Here is a 12,718-nt window from a genome sequence, read left to right on the forward strand (position 1 = left end):
CTACAGATTAGTATGAATGTTATTTTTTGCGGAAGAAACATGCGTTACGTTGCGCAAAGTTAATGTCGTGTTTTGCAGGAATGTAAAATATTTTCTAGAGATAACGTTACAAAAAGCGATCTTTTTATAAAAAGTGATTTATTAGACACATTTTTACTAATTTTATGAGTGAAATGTGCCGGTTGGTATTTAGAAAAGTTCAAGCTGCTTGCGTGTCATTGTAACCTGACGTGGCTGTTGCTCCAGCCACGCGCCTATGAGGGCGCTGATAAAATGTTGCTCGCTTTTTGAAAGAGGACGGCCTTTAGGGATGTTATGCCATTTGGCTAAGCAACCGCGGCAGCAAGACGCAGTGGCATGTTGAGCGGTGAACACCGGATGCCCACGCATGGGGGTTTGTTTGCCGTCATGGTGTGGAAATGCTGGTGCTAAGCGGGTTTGTATAAAGTGCTGGGCGTGTTGTGTGATAGTCGTCATGTCGCGCGTGGACAGGTAGCGCTGGTCCGGTGCAGACAAGGTAAAACGTGCCCTGAATGGAGAACGTTGTAAGCGCGTGAGTACGCGCGCAATCGCGTCTAATGGTTCTGGCATGAAGGGTTACATGGTGAGCCCCGGCAGCGATGGCCACAACCGAGGCATGCTGTGTTTTAGAAAATATCTTTGATCAGGTCATCGCCAATGGCAAAGCCAGCGCCAGCCTCAACGGAGCGCGCAAAGCCTGAGTTGAGGATGTTCGAGAAAAAGCCGCCATTGGCCGCTTGTGGTGCCGGGGCAATCGGTGGCTGCACGGGCGCGCTCTGCTGGACAAACCCTTGTGGGGCGTAATTTTGATTTTGTGATGCGTTGGACAGGGCAGCATGGAGTTGTTGCAGCAGGGTGGCAACTTGCTGCTGTTCAGCTTGGAAGGCCAGTGCGAGTTCACGCAGGTCCAAGGCCCATTCGCGGGCTTGTTGGTCACCGCTTTGTGCGGCGAGCTGCATCTTAGAGCCGAGTGTTTGAAGAGCCTGTGCGGATTGTTGTGATTGTTGTTGAAGTTGGTTGTAGGCCTGTTCGATAGTTTGGACGTCCATGGCCGTAATCCTTTTATGATGTTCAGTGTCTGGCGCTATCGTGCCCGTCATGGGCAATATGGTTGATAACGCTTGGGAAAACGTATGGTAGGCTAATATGTTTCCTTTAGGGCGTGATCGCCTGTGTATGTGGTGGTGTAAGGTAAAATGGCCAAGAAAACCTCAGCGCGTCAGCGCCCAGCCTCTATGCCGATGACATCTTTCCGGCCGGAGAAACAGGCAGCAAAACCGAAAACACGTCGGCTTGTGGTGCATTCGGAGTATGAGCCTGCGGGAGATCAACCAACGGCGATTGCGGAGTTGGTCGCGGGTGTTGAACGTGATGAGCGTGATCAGGTGTTATTGGGTGTTACAGGGTCCGGCAAAACCTTCACCATGGCCAAGGTGATTGAAGCGACGCAGAAACCAACGCTGATTTTGGCCCCGAATAAGACGCTGGCAGCGCAGCTTTATGGAGAAATGAAGCAGTTTTTTCCGGAAAACGCCGTCGAGTATTTTGTGTCGTATTACGATTATTATCAGCCAGAAGCCTATGTACCGCGTTCTGATACGTATATTGAAAAAGACAGCCAAATTAACGAACAAATTGACCGTATGCGCCATGCCGCGACGCAGGCTCTTTTGGAGCGCAATGATGTTGTGATCGTGGCGTCTGTCTCTTGTATTTACGGTATTGGCTCTGTTGAAACCTACTCCAAAATGGTGGTGCGTTTGGAGCACGGGGGTGAGATTGACCGCGAAAAGCTGATTAAAGCGTTAGTGGAGCTCCAATATCGGCGTAATGATGCTGCCTTCGAGCGTGGGACGTTCCGTGTGCGTGGGGAACAAGTTGATATTTTCCCGGTACAAAATGAGGACCGGGCTTGGCGTGTGTCTTTGTTTGGGGATGAGATTGATCAGATCATTGAGTTTGATCCGCTGACGGGCAATAAAACAGCCGATCTGGCTGAGATCAGCGTGTACGCAAATTCCCATTATGTAACGCCACGCCCAACGCTTAATCAGGCGATGATTGGCATTAAGAAAGAGCTGAAGACCCGTTTGGAGCAGTTCCAGGCGGAGGGCAAAGTGCTTGAGGCAGAGCGTTTGTCCCAGCGTACGGCGTTTGATCTGGAAATGATCGAAACGACGGGTGTGTGTAAGGGGATTGAAAACTACTCCCGTTATTTGTCTGGCCGTGGGCCGGGCGATCCACCACCGACATTGTTTGAGTATTTGCCAGAAGATGCACTGCTGATTGTGGATGAAAGCCATGTCACCGTGCCGCAAATTGGCGGGATGGAGCGGGGTGATAGGGCACGGAAAACGGTCTTGTCAGATTTTGGTTTCCGGCTGCCATCGTGCATGGACAACCGTCCGCTTTCCTTTGAAGAGTGGAATATGTTTCGGCCGCAGACGGTGTGTGTGTCTGCCACGCCCGGCCCGTGGGAAATGGAGCAAACCGGAGGTGTGTTTGCCGAACAGATTATTCGCCCAACGGGGTTGATTGACCCTATTACGGATGTGCGCCCGGTTGAAGGGCAGGTTGATGATGTTCTGCACGAAATCCGCGCCACGGTTGCGAAGGGTGGCCGTGTGTTGGTGACGACCCTGACCAAGCGGATGTCTGAAGATCTAACGGAGTATTTGGGGGAGGCCGGGGTCAAGGTTCGCTACTTACATTCGGATGTAGACACGCTGGAGCGGATTGAGATTATCCGTGATTTGCGCCTCGGCGCGTTTGATGTGTTGGTTGGGATCAACTTGCTGCGGGAAGGCTTGGATATCCCGGAATGTTCGTTGGTCGCGATTTTAGACGCGGATAAAGAAGGGTTCCTGCGGTCTCGGACGTCTCTGATCCAGACGATTGGCCGTGCTGCGCGTAATGTGGATGGCCGTGTGCTGCTTTATGCGGATAAAATGACGGATAGTCTGACCTATGCCATTGAAGAAACAGCGCGGCGGCGTGCGCGGCAAATGGCCTTTAATGAAGAGCATGGCATTACGCCGCAGACGGTAAGGTCACGCATTGGCGATGCGATGTCGTCTGTCTTTGAGCAAGATTATGTGACGGTGGCGCCAGATCAGGCGCAGGATACGCAGCAATTTGTGGGTAAGTCTCTGCCGGAGACGGTGAAAGAACTGGAGAAGCAGATGCGTGATGCTGCTGCGAATCTGGACTTTGAGCAGGCCGCGCGCTTGCGTGATGAAATCCGGCGCTTGGAGGCTCTTGATATGGGGCTGGAACCGCCACCACTCCCGACATCAACAGCGGGTCGCCCCGGTATTCAGAAAACGGCTAAAGCCTCTGGTCCGGTGCCATTAGGGCCGGGCGGTGGCGGGTACGATCCTGCGAAAAAGCGGGGTGGACAAGGTCGTAAGAAGCGTTAATCCCTGCGGGAAAGAGTACAACCTATAGCGTAAAAGGCAGATAGACCCCATGATCGAACTGACCAAAGGGCAAAACACCGTCACGGTTTTTCCAGAGTTGGGCGGCGCGCTGGGCGCATGGTGTTTTGATGGGCAAGAGGTGTTCTTGCCTGTGGCGAATGCGGATTTGAAGGCGCAGAAGGGCGAGGCCGTTGGCGCGTATCCGCTGGTGCCGTATTCAAACCGGATTGCGGATGGCCGCTTTGAAGTGGATGGGACCGCGTATCAGCTTGACCGCAATATGGGGGATCATCCGCATACGATTCACGGCAATAGTTGGGAATTGCCGTGGGTAGTAGCGCATAAGACAGAGAGCCATGTTGTGCTCACCTTGGAACACCGCCCGAATGTTGAAGCGCGGCAAGATGAGCGGCAATGGCCATTCGCGTATCGTGCAGTGCTCGTGTATCAACTGCATAATGATGGCCTCGCCGTTGAGATGGTCGTCGAGAATTTGGACGATGTAGAACAGCCTGTCGGGTTTGGGTTTCATCCCTTTTTAGCCGCCCAAGGACCAGCGACGCTGCGTTTTGAAGCAGATTCTGTGTGGATTACGGATGCGCAAGGTTTGCCTATTCGCCATGAAAAGACGGATGGTGAGTGGTCTTTTGCGCAGCCCGTTGATGCACATGCGCGGTTTATTGATAATTGCTTTGCCGGGTTCAAGGGGGCGGCAGAGTTGGTGCGGCCAGAGGTTGGATTGACGGTTCGTGTTGAAGCCGATCCGATCTTTCAGCATGCGGTCGTTTTTACAGCACCGGATGGGCCATTTGTCGCGTTAGAGCCTGTAACGAATATGACGGATGCGATTAACCGCCCAGACATTGCCGGGCGTGGTTTGCATGTGTTGAAGCCGGGTGCGCGCATTGGTGGGGCTATGCGCTTTCGTATTGCCCGTTCTGCTTAAGAGGTATGCTTCTGGGCCATCATAGCTTGATGCAAGTCAAGCTGTGCTGAAAGGGAAGGCATAGGGTGACGTTGTCCGGCGGGGAGAGCTGATGAAAACCGCCCGGCAGCATGTTGCCCCCCTTAGAGAGTGGTGTCGTGCCCCGGGGGTGATGCTTTCCTTCGCTGATCGGACTGTTTTTGTCAGCGCAGGAGCCAGACCATGGCCGCGACAACATTTTATATTCCTTCCGTCAACATTTCAGGCGCAGGCTGTTTGGCTGACGCTGTTAAAACCATCAAGAGCTATGGCTTTAAGCGCGCCCTGATTGTGAGTGATGCTTTCCTTGTGAAGAGCGGTGTCGTCGCACGGATTGCGACCCTGCTTCAGGGGGAACAGATTGATAGTGCTGTGTATGACGGAGTCATGCCGAACCCGACCGTTGCAAGCGTTAATGAAGGCTTGGCGTTGGTTCAAAAAGCGCAGTGTGATTTCGTTATTTCTGCGGGGGGCGGGTCACCTCATGACTGTGCCAAGGGCATTGCATTATTGGCAACAAATGGTGGAAAAATTGCGGATTATGAGGGCGTAGATCGCTCGACGAAGCCGCAATTACCCTTGGTTGCGATTAACACGACGGCGGGTACCGCCAGTGAAATGACGCGCTTTTGTATTATTACGGATGAAGTGCGCCATATTAAAATGGCAATTGTAGACCGTAACGTCACGCCAATGTTGTCGGTTAATGACCCCGAATTGATGGCGGGTATGCCGCCAAAATTAACGGCGGCAACGGGTATGGACGCGTTGACACATGCTGTTGAAGCCTATGTCTCGACAGCGGCAACGCCCATTACCGATGCGTGTGCGTTGCAAGCCGTGAAGCTGATTTCAGCGAATTTACGGACCGCCTTCCGTGAGGGCAGCAATATGCCCGCTCGTGAAGCCATGGCTTATGCACAGTTTTTGGCAGGTATGGCCTTTAACAATGCTTCTTTAGGTTACGTGCATGCGATGGCTCACCAGTTGGGTGGGTTTTATAACTTACCACACGGCGTGTGTAATGCTGTGCTTCTGCCTTTCGTTCAAAGCTATAATGCACCGAGCTGTGCTGCTCGTCTGGGCGAGATTGCCGAAGCAATGGGCGAGAATGTGGATGGACAAACTGCTGAGCAGGCCGCTCAGACGTGTTTGAATGCAATCCGTAAGCTTGCGGGTGATCTGGAGATCCCATCCGGTTTGACGGCTTTGGGTGTGAAGCGTGGCGACATTCCGACATTGGCTGCCAATGCTTTGAAAGATGCTTGTGCGTTAACGAACCCGCGGCAAGGGACGCAGGCAGAAGTCGAGGCTATTTTTGAAGGAGCGTTATAGTCTTTCTAAAAGGTATCATTGCCTTAAGAGGGGCTAGGTGAGCGTATCGGAGAAGAGCGGGCTTTACGTCTTCTCGCGATAGGCTCATGATGAAACGAACAGACGGCGGCGTCTTCCGGCATATGCGGGGAGGCGCCGTTTGTGTTTTGCGTATGTGATTGGTGAATGGGGAGCATAATGGCAGAGAAGACGGCGCTGTCCGATTATCTTTCGCCGCAAGGAGCGGCCACAATGCGGGCTGAGCTTAAAATGTTAGCTCAGGAAGAGCGGCCTCGTGTGGTTGAGATCGTGTCATGGGCGGCTAGTAACGGTGATCGCTCAGAAAATGCGGATTACCAATATGGCAAGCGCCGTTTGAGAGAGATTGATCGGCGTTTGCGTTTTCTCGGTAAGCGTTTGGAGCGTGCGGTTATTGTGGACCCGGCTGCGCAAACGGTGCGTGATCGCGTGTTTTTCGGTGCGATGGTGACGTATGTGGACGAGGATGATACCGAGCATACCGTCACGATTTTAGGGGTGGATGAAGCCGAGCTTGCGCGGGGTGAGGTGAGTTTAGTGTCACCTATTGCACGGGCTTTGATGCGCACGCGTGTAGGCGATGTGGTGATGCTGCAAACGCCGCGTGGGCCGGTTGAGATTGAGGTCCTACGTATTCAATATCCAGAGGGATGAAAGGGGGTTTCTCTGTGTCTATGCGGGGGGGGGGGCGCGTCAGTTACATATGAGGGTAGAAAACCACATATCGCTTTCAGCGCCGTCATTGGTCATAAGCGTGCTCGTAAACGTATGGCGCTTTTCTTCTTGCTCCGGCGTGAAAGAGTGTTTTGCGCATTTTAGGCAATTACGGTGGCGGCAGTTCTGTTTTAGAGTGTTTAAAAATGGCACGGTTTAACCGTACTGATGATGGTTTTTAAGGATAAGACAAATGGCATCCTCCCTTCGCGTCGCCGTGCAGATGGACCCGCTTGAGCAGGTCGATATTAATGGAGATTCCACGTTTGCTTTGATGTTGGAAGCGCAGGCGCGGGGGCACAAGCTCTGGGTTTATCCAGTGACGGAATTGAGCTTGGCAGAGGGGGGGGCGGCAGATGTTGGCGGGCGTTTGCGCGCGCGGGCACGTCCGGTTGAGGTGCGCCGCCAGAAGGGGGACCATGCGACGTTTGGTGAGGAAGAAACGTTATCATTAGCGGATACGGATGTGGTTCTGATGCGTCAGGATCCGCCATTTGATATGGGCTATATTACGGCGACGCATCTGCTGGAGCACGTGCATGGTGTGGGGGAAGGGCGCTCTTTGGTGGTGAATGACCCGGCTGCTGTGCGTAATGCTCCTGAAAAACTCCTAGTGACTCATTTTCCGCATTTGATGCCGCCGACTTTGATTGCATGGAGCCCGAAGGAGATTGAAGCATTCCGTGATGTTCATAAAGATATCATCGTGAAGCCGCTTTTCGGGAATGGTGGGGCGGGTATCTTCCGTATTAAGCCGGGTGATGAAAACCTAAAGTCCCTGCTGGAAATGCATTTTGCACGCTCACGTGAGCCTTTGATGATCCAGCGTTATGAACCTGCCGTGCGGCAAGGGGATAAGCGGATCATTCTGGTGGATGGTCAACCGATTGGTGCGATTAATCGTGTGCCTGCGGAGGGTGAAGCGCGGTCGAACATGCATGTTGGTGGACGCGCAGTGCGTGTGGATCTGACCGAGCGTGACCGGGAGATTTGTGAAGCAATTGGCCCTTATCTGCGTGACAATGGGTTGATCTTCACGGGTATTGATGTGATCGGGAATTGGCTGACGGAAATTAATGTGACGTCACCAACAGGCTTGCAGGAGTTAGATCGCTTTGATGGGATCAATAGCGCTGGCTTGATATGGGATGCGATTGAGCGTCGGTTGGGTGTTTAAGCACCCTTTTTATCCTGCGGTGATTGTGGTGGTTGGTGGTCTTTAAAAGGGTAAGCGGCAGCAAACTCTTCAGGTGTTGTTTTAGGGAGTTCGTCTTTGGTCAGTTTATTATCAAGCCAAGGACGTAATTTATCCTTGAAGAACAGGAGATAAGCTGTTGGCCAAATGATCACCACGAAGCAGATGAGCAAGATGTTAAGCATCGTGGATAGGCCTCCATACTGAGATTTTTTGCACGAACACAACAAACTAAGACATACCATGTCTTGCCAGAAGCCCCCTGACAAGGGCAAGAAGAGGCCAACTATCCGCCTATAGTCTCTTTGTCGATGTGACAGAGAGCGGAGACAGAAGGTTTCATCACGTATGTCCTCACCTTCATCGCCCCAATCAGCGCTTGATGCTGAAGCCGTAAAAGCGGCGTATCGCCGTTGGGCACGTGTTTATGACACTGTGTTTGGCCGTGTTTCGGGAATGGGCCGTAAGCGCGCGGTAGCTGAAGTCAACGCTTTGCCCGGTGAGCGTGTGCTTGAAGTGGGTGTTGGTACGGGTTTGGCCCTGCCATTTTATAACCAAAATAAGCGTATTACAGGCATTGATTTGTCAGAAGATATGCTGGAGCGTGCGCGGATGCGTGTGTTGCAGAAAGGTCTGACAAACATTGATGACCTTGTGGAGATGGATGCGGAAGCCACGCGCTTCGAAGATAATAGTTTTGATATTGCGGTGGCGATGTTCGTGGCCTCTGTGGTGCCACATCCGGACCGTTTGTTGGCAGAATTGAAGCGTATTGTGCGTCCGGGTGGGCATATTTTGTTTGTGAATCATTTTTTAGCACAGGGCGGCCTGCGCTTGGCGATTGAGCGCGGAACGGCTCGTGCGTCCCGGTCTTTGGGCTGGAATACGGATTTCGCGATTGAAACTTTGTTGCCACCAGAGGACTTGGCGCGGGCAAGTATTCGCCCTGTTCCGCCTATGGGGTTCTTTACGCTCGTGACATTGCCGCATGAGGGTTCTAAATAACATTTTGCAGCCCTGGTCGCCTGATCGGCGTTTGGCACTGATGTCTCACAAGAGTCGGCGCCGAGACTTCCGACGCTCGCTGTCATAAAGCCTCATTGTTCGAGGCGCCTTGAAGAAGGACAGACTGCGCGATCATGTTGTTTCCGGCCATTACGTCACGCCCAGCTTTTTCCGTACGAAAGCTGGGCCTTGCTTATTTGTTATTAGCGCTCTTCGCGGGGGTGCTGGGTGGTGTACTCGCCCTTCCGGGAGGCGGCTTCGCTGCAACGCCCGGGTTAGTGCTGTGCCATGGTATATTAATGGCCTTTTTTGTGGTGATCCCAGCCTGTTTGGGCGGGTTTGCGCAGCTTCAACTTCCTAAAGCGTTGGGTGTAGAGCGCACCGTGCTTTCTGGGCTGTCATTTGCCGGTTTTGGTCTTCTTTCTTCTGGCGTGGTGTTGTTGCCTCTGCTGCCTTTGATGTCTCTACTGTTATGGGCGTTGGGTGCTGTGACGGTAGCGATGGATATTATCGTGACGGTTTTAGAAGGGCGTACGCAATCTTTTCGGGAATTGCCGCCGTTTGTCTGGTCGCTCTTGGCAACGGCCTGTGGGGTGATCGTTGTGGCGCCAGCCTTGGCTGCGATGATAACCCGTACCGTTTTGGCGGGGATAGGGCGTGCGGCTGTTATGTCCGCGGCATCTTTTGCGCATTTGCTCCAAGTGCCAGAGGCATCATTGATGCTGGTGCCTGCCTTGGGGCTGATATGTTCACTGCTGCCTGTTGGGCGGGGTGCATTGAGTGCGCGTATTGCTCCATATGTGTTTGCATGTGCTGGTGTGTTGGGGCCTCTTCTTTGGCTTGATAGCGTTTTTACGTCTTATCCACTGAGCGTTGTCCAAGTGTTTATATGGGTGACGCAAATTCTGCCGGCCGTCGTGATGCTTGGCGCGCTTTTGCGGGATGTATGGGCTGAGCGGGGCGCGCTGGATGAAATGGCCTTGTGGGGGCTTGGGGCGTTGTTACTGCTGACCGCCGGTTGGGGGCCGTCATTACTGGTGGTGGCTGGCGGGCATTCCGCAGCAGCTTTTGGTAGTTTGATGGCTGTTTGTGGCGGGTTGTATGCATGGTTGAACAGCTTTTCTGGTGGTTGTGTGCCGGGCTGGCTGTGCCGTGGGCATGCTGTTGTCACTCTATTGGGGGCGCTATGCTCTTTAACGCCGTCTTTGGGGGTTATTGGTGGTGCTGTCATGGGGGTAAGTTTGCTGGGCTTTGTGGCTGTGGGTATTGTGCTGAGTTGGCAGGGTGTGCGGGCGCAAGTTGAGCCGCACGTGGGTGTTTCGTCATGAGTGCCGCGAGTGCTCTTGCGGCGTTAAGGGCGCAGCCCTTTGTGGCTGTATTGACGGAACCCGGGGCTGGTGGGGAGTCTTCGCTGCGGGAATGGCTGGCCTTGCTGAAACCGCGTGTGATTTCTTTGGTGGTCTTTACGGGGGCCGCAGGTATGGCTGTGGCGCCTCAATGGCCTTCTATTCCTTTGGGTCTGATCACCATTTTGTGCATCTGTATTGGTGCCGGTGCCGCCGGTGCCATTAATATGTGGTATGATCGGGATATTGATGCCGTCATGCGGCGGACTGCCACACGTCCTATTCCAGATGGGCGTATGGGTGCTGAGGGGGCCTTGCTGTACGGGATTGTGCTCTCTGTATTGTCTGTTGTGGTGCTGGGTTTGGCGACGAATGCGCTGGCTGCTGGTATTTTGGCATTTTCAATTTTTTTCTACAGCGTCGTTTATACAATGTGGCTGAAGCGCCGTACGCCGCAGAATATTGTTATTGGCGGTGCGGCAGGTGCTTTCCCGCCGATGATCGGCTGGGCGGCATCTATGGATAGTTTGTCCGTTTTGCCGGTGGCGATGTTTGCGATTGTTTTTTTGTGGACACCGCCGCATTTTTGGTCCCTCTCGCTGTATGCGTGCAAGGATTATGATGCGGCCGGGATACCGATGTTGCCCGTTATACGTGGAGCGCGCCATACACGCTGGCAGATCCTGCTATATACGTTTATTCTTACTGCTTGTTCTTTGGCACCGTCTGTGACGCATGAATGCGGGTGGTTTTATACCGTGACGACGTCTTTGCTTGATGCGGGATTTATCGCCTGTGCAGTACGGGTTTTGCGTGATCAGCAAGACGAGCATGGTGTGAGCTTGACGAAGGACGCCCCGGCACGCTTTGCCTTCCGCTATTCGTTGGCGTATTTGTTTTTATTATTTTGTGGATTATTGGTTGATCGGGTGCTGTTGGCATGATGAAAAGTGATAATTCCCGCGTTCTGTCTGCTCAAGCACGCCATAAAAGCCGGGTTATTGGTTTGGTCGGTGGTGTTGGGCTTTTGGCTATTATTATTTACGTGATTACGTTGATGCGTTTTTGAATAACGCGAACTGCGTTGTGAGACAGTGTGTGTTTGGGCTTCCCGGTAATATGCTGAGGAAGCCCATCTGCTATGGGGTTATGTTAGCCCCCTTGTTGAATGGCCGACAGGATCCAGTTTCCACGCCCATCAGCACGGACAAACGTCCATAATTCCGTTACGGTTTGAAGCTCTGTGGAGCTACCATCAATCACATTGCCAAAGCTGTCTGTGGTGACGTCCGTCAGGCTGTAACGCATAGCGACGGTGGCATAGGTCAGGCCATTTTCACGCCATGCTTCAGAAAGGTCACCGCGTTGGAATTGCACATTGGAGACGATGTTGCGTGCGCCACGGCTGGCGAGTTCAGAGAGTTGTTCGTTAAAATACCCTGCCATTTCAGGCGTTGTCCGGTTGGACAATGCGCGCATATTTTGCGCACTCCATGCGGATTGAACATCCAGAAGGAGTTGTTGGAAGGCGGTGTAGTCATCATTCGTCGGCGTATAAGGGCCGCTATTGGATGATGATGTAAACGCTGTGGTGTTTGGTGCTGTTCGTGTCGTTTTGGAGAAACGACGGATCAGGAACATAATCAACCAACCCAGCAGGAGGGCTTGCAGTAGGAAGCCAAAGAAAGACGTGCCGCCGCCGAAGCCGCCAAAAAAGCCGTGTCCGCTCAACATGCCAAAAAGTCCGGCTCCTAAGAAGCCGCCTGCAAGGCCTGTCATAAAGGGATGACGCGAGGCAAAGGAAGGGCGTGCGCCGTAGTTACTAAGGGGTGGGGTGACCGTTGGGCGTGGTGTGTTGAAAGCGGGATTGGGCGCGCCAAACGTATTGGGGCTTGGCGCTGGTGTCATGGAGCGGTCCATCGGGCGGCTCCAGCCCGGTGTGATGCTGGTGCGCGGAGGTGCGCTCCATGTATGAGAGCCACGGCTCCCGAGCGAGGCCCCGCCGCCGGGCCGGGCGTCAGCCGTGCCAAAGGCGCAAAGAAGGGCAGTGGTTAGCGCAATAAAGCGAAGACGGGACATATTTTCCTACCAAGGGGTCTCACTACGATCTTAGCATGTAGGAAAATTATGGCAGAAGGAAAGGTGTTCATGAAGAATTATTATAGGATCATGACATTATAACACGGGAGATGAGATGAAAAAATAATGAGCAAATAAGATAATTTTCTTGACAGTGGGGATCTTTATGAAAAGAGTTTACACTCAAAATTAAATTAAGGATTGTATTATATGAAGTGGTTTCTTGCGCCGTATAAGCGGTATTTTGACTTTTCAGGGCGCTCTTCGCGCAGTGAGTACTGGTTATATATCTTATCTACTATTATAGCTATTTTTGTTGTTTCCATGATTATTGTGGCGATTTCTTTCGCCATGGATATGGGCAACAATGGTGATGCGGCCATCTTATTTTACATCGTTTTAGGGTTTTGGGGATTAATCTCTATTATACCGCATTTGGCATTAACGGTGCGTCGTTTCCATGATCAAGATTTAAGCGGTTTTTTAGTACTTCTGCAGTTTATACCTTTTGTTGGGGGGCTCATCGTACTCGTCTTTATGTGCCTTCCGGGGACACAAGGAGCTAATAAATTCGGGTGGCCCTATAGATCTTAAGTCTTTTGCGATCTGGCCTTCCCTGCTT

At 52.6% G+C, this 12,718-nt stretch carries 14 protein-coding genes; 10 read left to right on the forward strand and 4 right to left on the reverse strand.

Annotation, left to right across the window (positions count from 1 at the left end; genetic code table 11):
- Window positions 1-189: 189 nt before the first annotated feature.
- Window positions 190-591: a DUF4186 domain-containing protein gene (locus NTH01S_RS03425; protein ID WP_068169470.1), complete on the reverse strand. Its 402-nt coding sequence runs from the start codon at window positions 589-591 to the stop codon at window positions 190-192.
- 56 nt (window positions 592-647) lie between these two features.
- Window positions 648-1,070, reverse strand: coding sequence for a hypothetical protein (locus NTH01S_RS03430; RefSeq protein ID WP_068169473.1), 423 nt, complete (start codon window positions 1,068-1,070; stop codon window positions 648-650).
- 147 nt (window positions 1,071-1,217) lie between these two features.
- On the opposite strand from NTH01S_RS03430, the gene uvrB reads away from it, so the two are divergent.
- The 5 genes from uvrB to gshB all read left to right on the forward strand — a co-directional run bounded on the left by uvrB (window position 1,218) and on the right by gshB (window position 7,648).
- Window positions 1,218-3,440 (forward strand): excinuclease ABC subunit UvrB, encoded by a 2,223-nt coding sequence (gene uvrB, locus NTH01S_RS03435; RefSeq protein ID WP_068169476.1) that lies wholly within the window; start codon window positions 1,218-1,220, stop codon window positions 3,438-3,440.
- A gap of 49 nt (window positions 3,441-3,489) precedes the next feature.
- Complete coding sequence (locus tag NTH01S_RS03440; RefSeq protein ID WP_068169479.1) at window positions 3,490-4,386, forward strand: aldose 1-epimerase; 897 nt, start codon at window positions 3,490-3,492, stop codon at window positions 4,384-4,386.
- A gap of 201 nt (window positions 4,387-4,587) precedes the next feature.
- Complete coding sequence (gene yiaY, locus NTH01S_RS03445; protein ID WP_068169481.1) at window positions 4,588-5,739, forward strand: L-threonine dehydrogenase; 1,152 nt, start codon at window positions 4,588-4,590, stop codon at window positions 5,737-5,739.
- A 177-nt stretch (window positions 5,740-5,916) separates the two neighbouring features.
- The gene (gene greB, locus NTH01S_RS03450; protein ID WP_068169485.1) at window positions 5,917-6,411 is read left to right on the forward strand and encodes a transcription elongation factor GreB; all 495 of its coding nucleotides are present in this window, start codon (window positions 5,917-5,919) and stop codon (window positions 6,409-6,411) included.
- A 253-nt stretch (window positions 6,412-6,664) separates the two neighbouring features.
- Complete coding sequence (gshB, locus tag NTH01S_RS03455) at window positions 6,665-7,648, forward strand: glutathione synthase (RefSeq protein WP_068169487.1); 984 nt, start codon at window positions 6,665-6,667, stop codon at window positions 7,646-7,648.
- Here gshB and NTH01S_RS03460 read toward each other — a convergent pair.
- Window positions 7,645-7,851 carry a hypothetical protein gene (locus NTH01S_RS03460; protein WP_068169490.1) on the reverse strand — a complete coding sequence of 69 codons (207 nt, stop codon included), beginning with the start codon at window positions 7,849-7,851 and terminating at the stop codon, window positions 7,645-7,647. The two genes, gshB and NTH01S_RS03460, sit on opposite strands and share 4 nt — an antisense overlap.
- Before the next feature lie 163 nt (window positions 7,852-8,014).
- On the opposite strand from NTH01S_RS03460, the gene NTH01S_RS03465 reads away from it, so the two are divergent.
- From NTH01S_RS03465 to NTH01S_RS12150, 4 genes are all read left to right on the forward strand, one after another.
- Window positions 8,015-8,671 (forward strand): class I SAM-dependent methyltransferase, encoded by a 657-nt coding sequence (locus NTH01S_RS03465; RefSeq protein WP_068169492.1) that lies wholly within the window; start codon window positions 8,015-8,017, stop codon window positions 8,669-8,671.
- Window positions 8,672-8,805: 134 nt separating this feature from the next.
- Entirely contained in the window at window positions 8,806-9,999 is a 1,194-nt protein-coding gene (locus NTH01S_RS03470) for a cbb3-type cytochrome c oxidase subunit I (protein WP_068169495.1), read from the forward strand.
- Window positions 9,996-10,961, forward strand: a complete 966-nt coding sequence (locus NTH01S_RS03475; RefSeq protein WP_084366929.1) for a heme o synthase — start codon at window positions 9,996-9,998, stop codon at window positions 10,959-10,961. Before NTH01S_RS03470 ends, NTH01S_RS03475 begins: the two co-directional genes overlap by 4 nt.
- Window positions 10,958-11,086 carry a hypothetical protein gene (locus NTH01S_RS12150; RefSeq protein ID WP_267288050.1) on the forward strand — a complete coding sequence of 43 codons (129 nt, stop codon included), beginning with the start codon at window positions 10,958-10,960 and terminating at the stop codon, window positions 11,084-11,086. Before NTH01S_RS03475 ends, NTH01S_RS12150 begins: the two co-directional genes overlap by 4 nt.
- An 83-nt stretch (window positions 11,087-11,169) precedes the next feature.
- Here the strand turns inward: NTH01S_RS12150 and NTH01S_RS03480 are convergent, their stop codons facing one another.
- Window positions 11,170-12,096 carry a Tim44 domain-containing protein gene (locus NTH01S_RS03480; RefSeq protein ID WP_068169498.1) on the reverse strand — a complete coding sequence of 309 codons (927 nt, stop codon included), beginning with the start codon at window positions 12,094-12,096 and terminating at the stop codon, window positions 11,170-11,172.
- 210 nt (window positions 12,097-12,306) lie between these two features.
- Here NTH01S_RS03480 and NTH01S_RS03485 point away from each other — a divergent pair, with 210 nt between their 5' ends.
- The gene (locus NTH01S_RS03485; protein ID WP_068169499.1) at window positions 12,307-12,690 is read left to right on the forward strand and encodes a DUF805 domain-containing protein; all 384 of its coding nucleotides are present in this window, start codon (window positions 12,307-12,309) and stop codon (window positions 12,688-12,690) included.
- Window positions 12,691-12,718 lie beyond the last annotated feature (28 nt).

The sequence above is a fragment of the Neokomagataea thailandica NBRC 106555 genome, assembly GCF_001598495.1.
GTDB lineage: Bacteria > Pseudomonadota > Alphaproteobacteria > Acetobacterales > Acetobacteraceae > Gluconobacter > Gluconobacter thailandicus_A.